Annotated in this window: 13 protein-coding genes and 1 tRNA gene; 7 read left to right on the forward strand and 7 right to left on the reverse strand. The window is 53.9% G+C overall.

Going from position 1 to position 14,856, the window contains the following annotated elements; translation table 11 throughout:
- The first annotated feature begins 49 nt into the window (after positions 1–49).
- A tRNA-Ala gene (locus tag TU92_RS16445) sits at positions 50–125 on the forward strand.
- Between the two features lie 143 nt (positions 126–268).
- Here TU92_RS16445 and TU92_RS16450 read toward each other — a convergent pair.
- Positions 269–1,456: a NupC/NupG family nucleoside CNT transporter gene (locus TU92_RS16450; protein ID WP_112168272.1), complete on the reverse strand. Its 1,188-nt coding sequence runs from the start codon at positions 1,454–1,456 to the stop codon at positions 269–271.
- A 409-nt stretch (positions 1,457–1,865) separates the two neighbouring features.
- On the opposite strand from TU92_RS16450, the gene TU92_RS16455 reads away from it, so the two are divergent.
- Positions 1,866–3,095, forward strand: coding sequence for an Nramp family divalent metal transporter (locus TU92_RS16455; protein ID WP_112168273.1), 1,230 nt, complete (start codon positions 1,866–1,868; stop codon positions 3,093–3,095).
- A 71-nt stretch (positions 3,096–3,166) separates the two neighbouring features.
- Here TU92_RS16455 and TU92_RS16460 read toward each other — a convergent pair whose 3' ends face one another.
- Together TU92_RS16460 and mgrA are read right to left on the reverse strand one after the other, a co-directional pair.
- Entirely contained in the window at positions 3,167–3,601 is a 435-nt protein-coding gene (locus TU92_RS16460) for a DUF2502 domain-containing protein (protein WP_112168274.1), read from the reverse strand.
- 158 nt (positions 3,602–3,759) lie between these two features.
- On the reverse strand, positions 3,760–4,749 hold the full coding sequence (gene mgrA, locus TU92_RS16465; protein ID WP_112168308.1) for an L-glyceraldehyde 3-phosphate reductase: 990 nt from the start codon (positions 4,747–4,749) through the stop codon (positions 3,760–3,762).
- A gap of 319 nt (positions 4,750–5,068) precedes the next feature.
- On the opposite strand from mgrA, the gene TU92_RS16470 reads away from it, so the two are divergent.
- A complete protein-coding gene (locus TU92_RS16470) occupies positions 5,069–6,727 on the forward strand; it encodes an alpha-keto acid decarboxylase family protein (RefSeq protein ID WP_112168275.1) in 1,659 nt (552 codons plus the stop codon).
- Here the strand turns inward: TU92_RS16470 and TU92_RS16475 are convergent.
- A complete protein-coding gene (locus TU92_RS16475) occupies positions 6,716–7,603 on the reverse strand; it encodes a LysR family transcriptional regulator (protein WP_112168276.1) in 888 nt (295 codons plus the stop codon). The two genes, TU92_RS16470 and TU92_RS16475, sit on opposite strands and share 12 nt — an antisense overlap.
- 131 nt (positions 7,604–7,734) lie before the next feature.
- Here TU92_RS16475 and TU92_RS16480 point away from each other — a divergent pair, with 131 nt between their 5' ends.
- Together TU92_RS16480 and TU92_RS16485 are read left to right on the forward strand one after the other, a co-directional pair.
- On the forward strand, positions 7,735–8,208 hold the full coding sequence (locus tag TU92_RS16480; protein WP_112168277.1) for a multidrug/biocide efflux PACE transporter: 474 nt from the start codon (positions 7,735–7,737) through the stop codon (positions 8,206–8,208).
- A gap of 102 nt (positions 8,209–8,310) precedes the next feature.
- Positions 8,311–9,012, forward strand: coding sequence for an aspartate/glutamate racemase family protein (locus TU92_RS16485; RefSeq protein ID WP_112168278.1), 702 nt, complete (start codon positions 8,311–8,313; stop codon positions 9,010–9,012).
- A 3-nt stretch (positions 9,013–9,015) separates the two neighbouring features.
- Here TU92_RS16485 and TU92_RS16490 read toward each other — a convergent pair whose 3' ends face one another.
- Positions 9,016–10,281: an ion channel protein gene (locus TU92_RS16490; protein ID WP_112168279.1), complete on the reverse strand. Its 1,266-nt coding sequence runs from the start codon at positions 10,279–10,281 to the stop codon at positions 9,016–9,018.
- A 327-nt stretch (positions 10,282–10,608) separates the two neighbouring features.
- Here TU92_RS16490 and glk point away from each other — a divergent pair, with 327 nt between their 5' ends.
- The gene (gene glk / locus TU92_RS16495) at positions 10,609–11,574 is read left to right on the forward strand and encodes a glucokinase (RefSeq protein WP_112168280.1); all 966 of its coding nucleotides are present in this window, start codon (positions 10,609–10,611) and stop codon (positions 11,572–11,574) included.
- A 36-nt stretch (positions 11,575–11,610) separates the two neighbouring features.
- On the opposite strand, the gene TU92_RS16500 is transcribed toward glk, so the two are convergent.
- Positions 11,611–12,366, reverse strand: a complete 756-nt coding sequence (locus TU92_RS16500; RefSeq protein WP_112168281.1) for a LytR/AlgR family response regulator transcription factor — start codon at positions 12,364–12,366, stop codon at positions 11,611–11,613.
- 74 nt (positions 12,367–12,440) lie between these two features.
- A complete protein-coding gene (locus TU92_RS16505) occupies positions 12,441–14,144 on the reverse strand; it encodes a sensor histidine kinase (RefSeq protein WP_112168282.1) in 1,704 nt (567 codons plus the stop codon).
- Between the two features lie 157 nt (positions 14,145–14,301).
- Here TU92_RS16505 and TU92_RS16510 point away from each other — a divergent pair, with 157 nt between their 5' ends.
- The gene (locus TU92_RS16510) at positions 14,302–14,838 is read left to right on the forward strand and encodes a GNAT family N-acetyltransferase (RefSeq protein ID WP_112168283.1); all 537 of its coding nucleotides are present in this window, start codon (positions 14,302–14,304) and stop codon (positions 14,836–14,838) included.
- The last annotated feature ends 18 nt before the right edge of the window (positions 14,839–14,856 follow it).

Here is a 14,856-nt window from a genome sequence, read left to right on the forward strand (position 1 = left end):
AAAGGAAACAGAGATGTGAAAGTCTAGTGATTTAAGAAGTACCTCGTGTGGGGGTATAGCTCAGCTGGGAGAGCGCTTGCATGGCATGCAAGAGGTCAGCGGTTCGATCCCGCTTATCTCCACCAAATATTAAAGAAACCCGCTTAGGCGGGTTTTTTGCTTTCTGCTGTTCACTGCTTTCCCCGTGTTCAATTCCCGGTATTTCCCAAATTGCAGGTATAAAAAAAGGCGCCGGAGCGCCTTTCTTGTCGTTCTGTCGTTCGCTTACTTACGCCAGTACCAGACCCGCGATAGAAGCAGACAACACGCTGACCAGCGTCGAGCCGTACAGCAGTTTCAGGCCAAAGCGAGAAACTACGTTGCCCTGATGTTCGTTCAGACCTTTGATAGCCCCTGCCACGATACCAATCGAGGAGAAGTTAGCGAAGGACACCAGGAACACGGACAAGATACCGACGCTGCGTGGTGACAAATCAGCAGCAACTTTCTGCAGATCCAGCATGGCAACGAACTCGTTGGAAACCAGCTTGGTGGCCATCATGCTGCCGACCTGCAAGGCTTCGTGGCTTGGTACGCCCATCATCCATGCAAACGGATAGAAGACATAACCCAGTACGCCCTGGAAGGTGATACCGAATACCACGTCGAACAACGCATTCAGGCAAGAGATCAGTGCGATGAAACCAATCAACATGGCTGCAACGATGATCGCCACTTTGAAGCCGGCGAGGATGTATTCACCCAGCATTTCAAAGAAGCTCTGACCCTGATGCGTGTTACCGATCTGCAGGTCTTCTTCCGAATCAACTTTATAAGGGTTGATAAGCGACAATACGATAAAGGTACTGAACATGTTGAGTACCAGCGCAGCAACAACAAAGCGCGGTTCCAGCATGGTCATGTACGCACCCACGATCGACATAGAAACCGTCGACATTGCCGTAGCGGCCATGGTGTACATACGTTTTTCAGACATTTTGCCCAGAATATCTTTATACGCGATAAAGTTTTCTGACTGACCCAAAATCAGGGAACTGATGGCGTTGAAAGATTCCAGTTTTCCCATGCCATTAATTTTCGACAGTACCGTACCGATGATACGGATGACGAAAGGCAGTACGCGAATGTGCTGTAAAATACCGATCAGTGCGGAAATAAACACGATCGGACACAAGACTTTCAAGAAGAAGAACGCTAATCCCTTATCGCTCATGCCCCCAAATACGAAGCCGGTTCCTTCCGCAGCGAATCCTAATAATTTCTCAAACATATCTGAGAAGCCTTTCACAAAACCTAAACCAATAGATGAGTTCAGGAAGAAATAGGCTAATAGGACTTCAATCACTAACAGCTGAACGATGAACCGTAAACGGATACTTTTACGGTCACGGCTCACCAGTAAAGCGAGTACTGCGACAACGGCCAACGCTAATACAAAGTGCAAAATGTTAGACATGGGTGCTCCAAATTAGAGGCAGGCTATATTTCGACGGACATTCTATGTAACGCGTACATTTAAAACGTGAAGTCGCTTGCAAATATAGAAATTGCAGACATGAATTGCAACAAATCCCATTCCACCACACAAAAAATCAAGATGTTAAGAAAAATAGGCACAGTTTGCTTTCCTGTGCTAGCTTTATCATGTGCCGTAATGCGTTCTAAATCTGGTCAAACAGCCTCTGTTTTAGGAAAGCGCGCGCGTCCGGATTGAGAAAGCCGGGCGGGCGAATAACCACACAGTTATCACGTCGTCGCTTACTGCCTATCAGAATCATCGCTCAAATTTATCTAAATGCACTTGATAATCATTATCATTTAGACGATATTTGTGTAAGCGTAATAATTGTAGGGGTTAACACATTATGTTGAACAGCCGGACCGAATCTTCAGGCCGCGCATCCAGAAAGATGAAGCTTTCGTTGATGGGACCGGCTTTTATAGCTGCCATCGGTTACATCGATCCGGGTAACTTTGCGACAAATATCCAGGCCGGTGCTTCTTACGGCTACCAGCTGCTGTGGGTCGTCGTCTGGGCCAACGTGATGGCGATGCTGATCCAGCTTCTTTCTGCCAAGCTCGGTATCGCCACTGGCAAAAATCTCGCTGAACATATTCGCGATCGCTTCCCGCGTCCTGCCGTCTGGGCTTACTGGGTGCAGGCAGAAATTATTGCGATGGCCACCGATCTGGCAGAATTTATCGGTGCGGCCATCGGTTTCAAATTACTGCTCGGCGTGTCGCTGTTTCAGGGCGCGGTGCTGACCGGTATCGCCACCTTCATTATTCTTGCTCTGCAAAAGCGCGGACAAAAGCCGCTGGAACTGGTGATCGCCGGTCTTCTGCTGTTCGTGGCCGCCGCTTATATTGTCGAACTGTTCTTTTCGCAGCCGAGTATGGTCGCGCTGGGAAAAGGGATGTTAATTCCGGCGCTGCCGACCAGTGATTCCGTCTATCTGGCTGCCGGTGTGCTGGGGGCGACAATTATGCCCCACGTCATCTACCTGCACTCTTCGCTGACCCAGCGCGGGGGCAAGGCGTCGAAAGCGCAACGTTATTCTGCCACCAAGCTGGATGTCGGGATCGCCATGACCATCGCGGGTTTCGTGAATCTGGCGATGATGGCGACCGCCGCTGCGGCTTTCCACTTTAGCGGGCACAGCGGTATCAGCGAGCTCGATGAAGCCTATCTGACGCTGCAACCTTTGCTCGGCCACGCCGCCGCCACCACCTTTGGCCTGAGTCTGGTCGCCGCCGGGTTGTCTTCGACCGTCGTCGGAACACTGGCCGGTCAGGTGGTCATGCAGGGCTTTGTGAAGTTCTATATCCCGATTTGGGTGCGTCGCGTCGTCACCATGATGCCGTCCTTTATCGTTATTCTGATGGGGCTGGACGCCACACGAATTCTGGTGATGAGCCAGGTGCTGCTGAGTTTCGGGATTGCGCTGGCGCTGTTGCCGCTGCTGGCGTTCACCGGCAACCGCAGCCTGATGGGTGAGATGACCAACACCAGAACGGTGCAATGGGCGGGGCGGCTGATTGTGCTGATTGTCGTCAGCCTTAACCTCTATCTGCTGATCGGCATGCTGAAATAACCTCAGCGCCGCAGCAATAAAAAACGGGACAGCGCAAACTGTCCCGTTTTTTTATCTGAAATCTTTGCGAATCAATGGCGGTGATCGCCATGACCCCGGTGATCATCATGTCTGTCGTGCCCGCGATCCGGGCCGCGACCTCTGTCGTGACCATGACCCCGGTCCGGCCCGCGACCATGATTATCATAATGGGGACGGCCATAATAGCGCGGCGGAGGTGGACGATGATGAGAACGGTTATCCCACCAGCCGCGATCGCGCCAGCGGCCGCCATCCCAGTAATAGCCGCGATGGCTGCGTTCACCGTAGTAACGGCCGTGGTGATTGTTCCACCAGCCGGCATCACGCCAGTCATACCCATCCCAGTAATAACCGCGACGATCGCGGTCACCGATATTGATTGAAAGACCCGGAGTACTCAGGCTAAAGCTGCTGGCCTCTACAGCGGGAGCCGCAGCAGGAAGCAGTGCAAATAATAATGTACCGAACAGTAAAGGCTTAATCATAATGCCCCCAGATTCCTTATAATTTATGCTGACAGTTATAAGGCGAAGACACCCCCGATACTATTGGTCGCAATCCTGTTTTGATTGATTTACGCGCCTTAACGGAATCCTTACTGAGTCTCCATAAAGGCGCGTTTTTTGCTCATATGCGTAAACGGTTACACTAAAATCGCTTCAATCGCCGCCAGTTCTTCCTGCGTGAAATGACGGTTAGCGACCATGCCGACTGCATCATCAATCTGACTGGTTTTGCTGGCACCAATCAGCACGGAAGTCACGCGGTCGCCGCGCAGCACCCACGCCAGCGCCATCTGCGAGAGCTTCTGCCCGCGCGCCTGCGCGATGTCATTTAGCTTGCGGACTTTCGCCAGTTTTTCTTCAGTGAGCGAATCGGTAGTCAGGAACTTACTGCCGCTGGCGGCGCGTGAATCCTCAGGAATACCGGCCAGATAACGGTCAGTCAGTACGCCACCGGCCAGCGGGGAGAAGGCGATTGAACCGACGCCGTTGTCTGCCAGCGTTTCGAGCAAATCGGCTTCCACCCAGCGTTCGAACATTGAATATTTCGGCTGATGGATAAGGCATGGCGTACCGAGCTGTTTCAGGATTTCAAACGCTTCTTTAGCGCGGTCAGCAGGATAGTTGGACAGCCCGACGTACAGCGCTTTGCCCTGACGGACGATCAAATCCAGCGCGGCCATGGTTTCTTCCAGCGGCGTATCGGGATCCGGGCGGTGATGATAGAAGATATCCACGTAGTCCAGGCCCATGCGTTTCAGGCTCTGATTCAGGCTGGCGACCAGATATTTCCTGGAACCCCAGTCGCCGTAAGGGCCGTCCCACATGGTGTAACCGGCTTTTGAAGAGATGATCAGCTCGTCGCGATACGGCAGCAAATCTTCCTGCAAAATACGGCCAAAATGTTGTTCTGCCGAACCCGGAGGTGGCCCGTAGTTGTTGGCGAGGTCGAAGTGGGTGATCCCGTGGTCAAAAGCATGGCGGATAAGCTTGCGGCCATTTTCAAAATGCGCGTTATCGCCGAAGTTGTGCCACAGGCCGAGGGAAACGGCGGGCAGTTTCAGGCCGCTATGGCCGCAGCGACGATATTCCATCTTTTCGTAACGGTTTTGACTGGCAAGATACGGCATAAGAACCTTTTTGATTGAGGTAGAAATAATGTAAGGATGAGGTAAATGCTGTTTTAGTGTATGCGTTTTCACTCGCAATTCCAGCTACTCCGATCACAACCAGAACAATCCTTAGTTTCCGTTACCGTTGAAAAGCGGAGTTATTATCATCATCCATTACTTTCATTGCTGAACCTGCATCGTTGCGTGATCTCAGTGCAATGCTGTAACTCTGCGTTGCCATACCTCTTTCGAATAAAAAATCTCCTATTCCCGTTTTTGGCGTAATACTTAAGTTAGCGGGATTAACTGTTTACCTTCTATTTAACAGAGGATCGTCATGGATAATCTATACACCGTAGGTGACTATCTCTTGGATCGCTTATCCTTCAGCGGTATCTCCGAACTGTTTGGCGTGCCGGGCGATTACAATCTGCAATTCCTCGACAGCGTCATCAGCCATCAGGAAATTACCTGGGTCGGCTGCACCAACGAGCTCAACGCGGCCTATGGCGCGGACGGCTACGCGCGCACCAAGGGCATCGCCGCGCTGCTGACCACCTTTGGCGTCGGCGAACTCAGCGCGCTGAACGGCATTGCAGGCAGTTATGCCGAATATGTCCCTGTGATCCACATCGTGGGCGCGCCGCCACTCTCTGCGCAGCGCAAAGGTGAATTACTGCATCACACGCTGGGCGACGGTGATTTCAGCCATTTCATGCGCATGTCGCAGCCAGTAAGCGTGGCGCTGGGCTCGCTGACCCCGGAAAATGCGCTGACCGAAATCGACCGCGTTATCGAAGAAGTGATCTACACCTCGCGTCCTGGCTATCTGTTGTTGCCAAGCGATGTCGCCGCTATGCCGGTCAGCACGCGGGCGCACGCCGTCCCTGCGCGGCAACCGACGTTTTCAGCGGCTTCGCTGGAAGCTTTCGTGGCCGCCGCCGATGCCCAACTTCGCCGTGCCGGACGCGTTGCCCTGCTGGCGGATTTTCTGGCCGAGCGATTTGATGTAAAAGCCGCACTGGAACACTGGATGGAGGACGTGCCGCTGGCGCACTCAACGCTGCTGATGGGCAAAGGATTGTTCAATGAACAGCAGCCGAATTTTGCCGGTACATACTCCGGCGCGGCCAGCGCGGCTTCCACCAAAGAGGCGATTGAAGGCGCTGATGTGGTGATTACCGTTGGCGTTAAATTCACTGACACCATCACCGCAGGTTTCACCCAGCAACTTCCCGCCGAAAAATGTATCGATCTCCAGCTGTTTTCCGCCCGCGTAGGTAATCAGATCTTCCACCAGTTGCCGATCGCCAAAACTGTCAGCGTGCTGCACCGGCTGACGGCTGAACTGGCCTCACTGTGGCCGCCGTATGCCGTGAAACGCACAACGCTTCCTCAACCGGCGGATGACAGCCTCGATCAGTATGCCTTCTGGCAACAGATTCAGGCCTTTCTCCGGCCTGGCGACGTGCTGGTTGCCGAGCAGGGGACATCTTGTTTCGGCGCTGCGGCGCTGACGCTGCCGCAGGACTGCCAGTTTGTCGTCCAGCCCTTGTGGGGGTCGATCGGCTTTACGCTGCCCGCTGCGTTTGGCGTGCAGATTGCGGTGCCGGATCGCCGTGTGGTGTTGCTTATCGGTGACGGCTCGGCGCAGCTGACGCTTCAGGGGTTAGGCGCTGCGATCCGCTACGGACTGCCGCCGGTGATTTTCGTCATCAATAATGAAGGCTACACGGTTGAAAGAGCGATCCACGGCGAGACTCAGCGCTACAACGATATTGCGCAATGGAACTGGACGCAGTTCCCGGCGGCATTCGGTGGTAAAAATGTGTTCAGCGCGCGGGCAGATACCCCGCAGGCGCTGAAAGCGGCAATTGAACAGGCCAGCGCCAAACGGCGGATGGCGTGGATTGAGGTGATGTTGCCGAAAATGGACATTCCCGAGCTGCTCGATTCCGTCACCAAATCGCTGGCGAAGCGTAACTCAGGGCAGTAACTCAGCGTCCGGCGACGGCGGGTCGATCAGCTGGTCGATGAACCAGCTTCCCGCCGGTCCGGGCTGATTATTCTTGCTCCACACCGCATCCACCGAAATCTTCTTCGGCCAGCCGCGCAGGGGAAGGGCGACCAGCTTGTCATGCCCGAACTGCTGCACCAGCCAGTGCGGCAGCGTCGCCCAGCCAAACCCTTGTTCCGCCATTTCCAGCAGCATCAGATAGCTCGGCGCAGACCAGATCTGTCCCTGCGCGCGCGGCATTTCCCGGCGGCTGTAAGGTTGCAGACACAGCTCGCGGAAGGTAGGTAACTGCTCGGGCTGCAATTGTGGGATCTTTGCCAGCGGATGGGCTTTGCTGCAAAAAATCGACATATCCGTCTGCTCCGGCAATCGCGCCACGCCGATGTCCGGCGGGTAGCTCTTCTGGACTTCCACCATGCCGATATGGGCGCGGCCCGACTGCAACAGGTCGATAACGTCCTGATCTTCCGCAATCTGGCACTCGAATTCAATATCGGGATAACGCCGTTCGAACCGGCGGAGCAGCGCTTCGTGGTGGGTCGGCTGATACGTATCTGAAAGTACAAACGTCAGGCGCGTCTCCACCTGGGTGGATAACCGCACCGCCAGTTCGTCGAGGCGTTCACTGGCGGCAAGGATCGCCTGAACGTGGCTCAGCACGCGCTGCCCGGCGGGTGTCAGCACTGGATGGCGGCTCTGGCGGTCAAACAGCGTCACGCCTAAATCCACTTCCAGATTAGCGATGGCGGTACTGACGGTGGACTGACTTTTGCGCAGCTTTCTGGCGGCGGCGGAAAAGGATCCGGCGTCGGCGGCTTCTACAAAGGCCATCAGGGCTTCCGGCGAATAACGCATGTTCACTCTCCTTACTATTGATGTATCTATTTTATCGATACTTTCTATCTTTTACCTATCTCATTTTATGATGATAATGCCCGCCTGTGACAACCGTCACTCATCAATATTCAGGAATCAGGCAGGTTTTTATGTCTAAGCAAACACGGAACATCTCTCAGAAAACCTTCGGCGAGCGCATTTTACATGCGGTGGGCTTCGAAACGCTGGCCGTGCTGATCTCAGCCCCGGCAGCGGCCTGGTTATTAAATAAACCGGTCTGGGAAATGGGCGCACTGGCCATCATGTTGTCGACAACGGCGATGGTGTGGAACATCGTTTATAACAGCATCTTTGACCGGTTGTGGCCCGTATCGCGCGTGGTGCGGACGTTTAAAATCCGCGTGGCTCACGCTTTGGGTTTTGAAGGCGGCTTTATCCTTATCGGTCTGCCGATTGCCGCGTTGTGGCTGGGTATCAGCCTGCTGGACGCCTTTATGCTGGAAATCGGGTTCTTCCTGTTCTTCCTGCCGTACACCGTGGCGTACAACTGGATCTACGACACCCTGCGTCAACGCTTGATAAGCCGTCGTCAGACAATGGAGGATTGCCCCGCGAAGCACTGATCGTCGTTTTGACGTCACACCGAAAAGCCCGCAGACATTTTCTTTGTTTGCGGGCTTTTTGTCGGTTATGGTTTTGCACATCACACACATTCAGGGGCGAAGATGAAGACGTTAGGGCTGATTGGCGGCATGAGCTGGGAATCCACCGTGCCGTATTACCGTATGATCAACGAACACGTCAAGCAGCAGCTCGGCGGCTTACACTCGGCCACACTATTTCTCTACAGCGTCGATTTCTATGAAATTGAAAAACTGCAAATGGCCGGAGACTGGCAGCAGGCGGGCGAAATCCTCGGTAATGCGGCCAATGCCCTGGCGCGCGCCGGGGCAGAGGTGATTGTGGTTTGTACCAACACCATGCACAAAGTGGCGGACGATATCGAACGCATCGGCGGCCTGCCGTTACTGCATATCGCTGATGCGACGGCAGAAAAAATTAAAGGGCAGGGGCTGCGAAAAATCGGTCTGCTTGGCACCCGTTTCACCATGGAACAGGATTTCTATCGCGGGCGTTTACAGGGTATTCATCAGATTGAGGTCGTGACGCCGGATGAAGCCGACCGCGCAATTGTCCACCGGATCATCTACGAAGAGTTGTGTCTGGGGATCGTTAATGACGCATCACGCGAAGAATACCGCCAGATTATTGCCAAACTGGAGCTGCAGGGCGTTGAAGGCATTATTCTGGGCTGCACTGAAATCACCCTGCTGGTCGGTGCGGAAGACGCCAGCGTGCCGGTCTTCGACACCACCGCCATCCATGCGCTGGCGGCGGCGGAGTTCTCTCTTAAAGACGATGTTTAAGCTTTACGACTCAGGATCCGGCGGCTGACGACGCAGCTGCTGTTTCGCCACCAGCATCAGCGGCTTTCCTGCCAGCATCAGCCAGGCTGGCAGCATCACGATGCACAGCAGTGGCAATAATTTCAGCCCCGGCACCACGGCGGCGGCCATAAACAAACTTAGCCAGCCGTCACGCGTGACCACCAGCACCATGCCCATCACGGCGCAGGAAACCGTCACCGCCGCCGGTACATCTGGCGCGTACTGATGCAGCATCAGGCCGAGCGAGACGCCAACAAATACCGCCGGGAAAATGCGTCCACCACGAAAACCGCAGGCTGCCGCTACCACTAAGGCCGCGAGTTTGGTCAGGGTGATCGCCAGCAGCGGTCCCATCTCAAACAGCTGGTTGGAGTGCGCCAGTTCCTTCATCTCATCCAGCCCTTTGAACAGGGTGATTTCCCCGCCGATCAGCGCCAGCAGGCCAAGCACAAACCCGCCGATCCCCAGTTTCAGCACCGGATTTTGGATGCTGTTAAACAGCCTGTGTACGTGCGGGAACAACCAGACGGCGATCATACCCAGCGCAACGGCAATGAGCACCACCACCGAACCGCTGAAAATATCGATCAAATTAGAGCTGTCATACGGTGGAATACTCAGCGAAAAATCCGGTTCGAAGAACTGATCGGTGGTGATCGCCCCGGCACCTGCCGCGACCAGCGGAGCGAACAGGCGATCCCACAGCGGCACATCTTTATTGGTGCCGAGCGATTGCGAGAAAATCAGCGCGGCTGCAACCGGTGTGCCAAACAGCGCACCGATGGTGCCCGATGCCGCGAGGATCACCCAATCGGTGGTCGGAACTTTCGGCATAAACCGTGCGCCAAACGCTGCGGCCAGCGCGATATTGATCACCGTAATCGGATATTCAGGCCCGAGGCTGACACCCCCTGCTAAACCGAGCATCAGTGCCAGTGCCAGACCGGGCAAGGCGTTCACTGCGACCGGTGCGCCAATCAGCGATTCTGCCGCCGGATCCGGCCCGGCGTGTCCTGGCATATACTTAATCAGCGCACCGACGCCGATCCCGGTCAGCGTCAACATGAACAACGTCCAGCTGGCGGACTGGGTGTTGACGTGCAGGACAGCGGGAATGTGCTGCCACAATAAGGTCTGCAGCGCGCCGGCAATCATCATAACCGCCACCAGAATCAGGCTCGATAACACGCCGATAATGAGAGCAGGCAGGGCGAAAGCCAGCATGATTCTGGCGCGGGGATGAAACATGCAAATATTTCCTTATAGTTATACTTATCTGATAGTTCCGATGAATCTTAATGCGGTCGGGTTGCGGACCTTCGACATTATTTTGTGTGACATGCCGCATAAATGTGCGTTGGTTCAAAACAGCGTTGCAGCGTATAGCAAATACGGCTATTTTGCCCACACGATTTATTCAGCACTTTTACCTTGTATAGCCTTGTTAGCAGGCTTTAGCCAGTCGCATTAATCGATGAATACCGCTTACATCGTGGCGTCGGGCAGCGTACTCTCTGGCCCAGCCGTTTTGACGCGGGTGCGCAGTATAACTACATTATTTTCGTGGAGAATAACATGACCAAATACTCCCTGGTGGGCGATGTCGGGGGCACTAACTGCCGTCTGGCGCTTTGCGCTTTAGACAGCGGCGAAATTTCACAGTCACAAACCTTTTCCGGGCTGGATTACGACAGTCTCGAAGCGGCGGTGCGTGAGTATCTCTCGCAGCAGCATCAGGAGATTGAGGATGCGTGTATTGCGATTGCCTGTCCGATCACCGGTGACTGGGTGGCGATGACCAACCATACGTGGGCGTTCTCCATTGCTGAAATGAAAAAAAGCCTTGGCCTGCAGCATCTGGAAGTCATCAACGACTTCACCGCCGTATCAATGGCGATCCCGATGTTGAAAGAACAGGATTTGTTGCAATTCGGCGGTAAGAAAGCGCTGGATGGCAAACCGGCGGTGATCTACGGTGCGGGCACGGGTCTGGGTGTCGCGCACCTGATCCACGCCAATAAGCAGTGGCTGAGCCTGCCGGGCGAAGGCGGTCACGTGGATTTTGCACCGAACAGTGAAGAGGAAGACATCATCCTTGAGCAGCTGCGTACCGAAATGGGTCACGTTTCTGCCGAGCGTATTCTCTCCGGTCCGGGATTGGTGAATCTGTACCGCGCAATCGTAAAATCCGATAACCGCGTGCCGGAAAACTTCAAACCGAAAGACGTCACCGAACTGGCGCTGTCAGATGACAACGTCGACTGTCGCCGCGCGCTGTCGCTGTTCTGTGTGATTATGGGGCGTTTCGGGGGCAATCTGGCGCTGAACATGGGCACGTTCGGCGGTGTGTACATCGCAGGCGGCATCGTTCCGCGCTTCCTGGAATTCTTCAAAGCGTCGGGCTTTCGCGCCGCGTTCGAAGATAAAGGCCGCTTCAAAGATTACCTGATGGATATTCCTGTCTTCCTGATCACTTACGATCAGCCGGGATTATTAGGTGCAGGTGCCTACTTGCGCCAGTCGATGGGTATGACCATCTGATTTTACTCCCTCCCCTGCGAAGGGGAGGAAGCCATATCAAAACCGCATTAACTGCCTGAACTCTTTCACTTTACTGCGACTCACCGGCACTTCAAAATCCAGATCGCTTAACCGCAAAATGTAGGTGTTGTTAAACCACGGCACGATCTCGCGGATCTTCGACAAATTGACACAATACGACCGGTGGCAGCGGAAAAAATGTTCTTCCGGCAGGCGGTTGCACAACTCGGTGATATTCATCGGCATGGTGAATTCTTCTTTACGCGTGTACACCTGCGTTACCTTTTCCTGCGCGGCCGCGTAATAAATATCGTTGATGTCAGTGACGATAATGCGTTCGTCTTTAATCAGATTGATGCTGTGACTCACGCGGGTGGCGCTGCCCTGGGCCGGATGAACGTCTTCCGGCTTATTCACGCTCTGCTTATCGCGCGCAAAATGCGATTCCAGTTTTTGCAGCATGGTCACAATGCGCGACTCGTGATACGGCTTAAGAATGTAATCGAACGCCTCAATTTCAAAGGCTTCGGCAGCGTGTTCTTTGTAGGCGGTGATAAACACGATGTACGGCTTGTGGGCGAATTTACTGATGTTCTGCGCCAGTAATACGCCGTCGAGGGAAGGGATGCTGATATCGAGAAAAATCGCATCGACTTCATGAGTTTGCAGATATTTGAGCACGTCCAGCCCGTCGTCGAACGTGGCTTCAATTTTGATGCTGCTGTGCGTATTAATGAGATAACTCAGCTCTTCCTGAGCCAGCACTTCATCTTCGACGATAATAGCTTTCATGGAATTATCCCCCGTGCGAAGGCCCGAAAAGCGGGCATGAGTAAAAAGTGTGAACAAGTTTCCCTCAAACGTGGTCAGGCTATATCGCTCTCGAGGGCTGCCGTGACTTTTGCCGGGGATTGGGTTATCAGAAACGAAATATCGGTGCCGGGCTCCAGGCGGCGGATCACCAGCCCCTGACCATACAGTAAAGAGACGCGGTGATGCACATTCAGCAGTCCAATTTTATTGCCAGGCATTTCATTGCGCGCCACGCGGTCAATGGTTTCCTGATTAATCCCGTGGCCGGTGTCTTTCACAGAAACCCAGATACCCTTTGCATGGTGCTTGATTGAAATCACCACCACACCTTTGCCGCTGCATTTTTGAATGCCGTGCACGATGGCGTTTTCCACCAGCGGCTGGATCAGCAGGCTGGGTATTTTCACCGAAATATCATCATCAATATCGTAGATGACCGTCAGTTTACTGCCAAAACGCGCCTGTTCGATGGCGATGTAATCCTGCACCTGATGCAGCTCCTTGCGCAGGTCGATTAGCTCGTCGTTCAGCTCCAGGTTGTAGCGCAAATAACGGGAGAGATTGATTACCAGCTGGCGAGCGACGTCAGGTTTGGCACGGATCGATGAGGAAATCGCATTCAGGGCATTAAACAGGAAGTGCGGATTTATCTTGCTCTGCAACGCGCGCATTTCGGCTTTGTTCGCCATTTCGCGCAGCTGTTCGGTGCGCGACACTTCCATCTGCGTCGACATAATCTGCGACAGCCCGATCGCCATGACTTTCAGCGAATAGGTGATGCGGTGCGGGTCGCAATAATAGATTTTCAACGAACCGGTCACTTCACCTTTTTCCCACAGCGGGATAATGATAAGCGAGTGAATTTGCGGCGTGCGGTGCATTTCGTCGTTATTTCTGACCGTGATTTCCCCGCTTTCCAGAGTGGCTTTGGTCATGTCACTCAGCGTTTCATGGCCGATATTGTATTCTTCTGCTCCCACCCCGACGTACGCCAGAATATTTTTGTTATCAGTGATCGCCACCGCATCGGCATCGATATCATCGCGGATAATCCGGCATATACTGGCTAACGATTCGGCGTTGATATCGCGGAAATAGGGCAGCGTTTTATTGGCGATATCCAGTGCCAGCCTTGCCTGGCGGGCGGCGATCACCTCTTTTTCATCCTCGACGCTTTGCACCAGCAGTACGATTAGCCCGATAGAGCTGGCACCGAGGATCAGCGGCGCGGCGATGTTCATCACGATATCCAGCCCGAGCGAAAACGGGCGCGCCATCAGCAGGATAAGCACCATGGTCAGTGTTTCGCACAACATTCCGGCGAGGATACCGACCTTCCAGTGAAGTGCCTTTTTGACTTTCTTATTGATGTAGCCCGAAAGCACGCCGGCGGTAATGCTGGTGATCAGACAAGGAATGGAGGTCGGGCCGTGAATGTCTATCAAAAAACGGTGCGTACCGGAAATCACGCCGGTGATAATTCCCACCCACGGACCGAACAGGATCCCGCCGGACATAATGGCGATGGTTCGCACGTTAATCAGTGACCCTTCGACGTTGATGCCCGAGAGCGTGCCGAAAATGGCAAACAACGAGAAAATCGCTGTGACCGCCGCCAGCTCAAGCGCCGTATGGTTTTCGTTTTCTTTGTGCAGCAGTTTGCGAAACAGCGGGGTGCGCGTGAGGAAGAACAGGCAGATCAGCATCAGCGCTGCGCGGTCAAAGACCGCCAGCAGCATATCGAACATGTGTTGCATGGCAGGTTCTCTGCGCGACATTGTATAATCACGCTAAATTAATTCGTGGTTTATTATATGTAAAAGGCCCGTGATTAACCACCGGACAGACCCTCCGCCGTCTGTTTTGGCACGATAAAATCAGGGATAGTGATCAGACAGCAAGGGAGTTTTGGACATGATTTCGTTATCCACCTCAAGGCTGGTGATGCAGCCGCTTCAGGCCGACGACTGGGCTTTTTTCCTGCGGTTATACCAGACCCCTGACGTCATGCGTTTTATCGGTAATCTCGAAACCCCTGCTCAGATCCACAGCCGGTTTGAGCAGCGTCTGGGTAACTGGGATCGCTACTGTGATTTCTGGTTGTGCTTACTGATCCGCGAAAAAGAGACCGGCTCCGCCGTCGGACTGACCGGATTCTTTCCCGACTGGCGACCTTATCAGCAAGGGGAGGTGGGGTTTATTCTGGCACCTGAACATCAGGGCAAAGGCTACGCGGCGGAATCCCTGCGTGAAGTGCTGAATTTCGCCTTCGATCACTGCGATTTTCACCGCTTACAGGCTAACGTGCTCGAAGGCAATCACGCCTCTCGCCGCGTGCTGGAGAAATGTGGTTTCCAGATGGAAGGGCTGTTGCGCGACAGCTACCGCATCGGGGAAGAGTGGAAGAACGACTGGCTGTTGGGGCTGCTGAAAAGCGATCCGCGCCCTTAATTAAAAAATTTTGCTCAC

It is taken from the genome of Rahnella inusitata (genome assembly GCF_003263515.1).
Taxonomy (GTDB): Bacteria; Pseudomonadota; Gammaproteobacteria; order Enterobacterales; family Enterobacteriaceae; genus Rahnella; species Rahnella inusitata.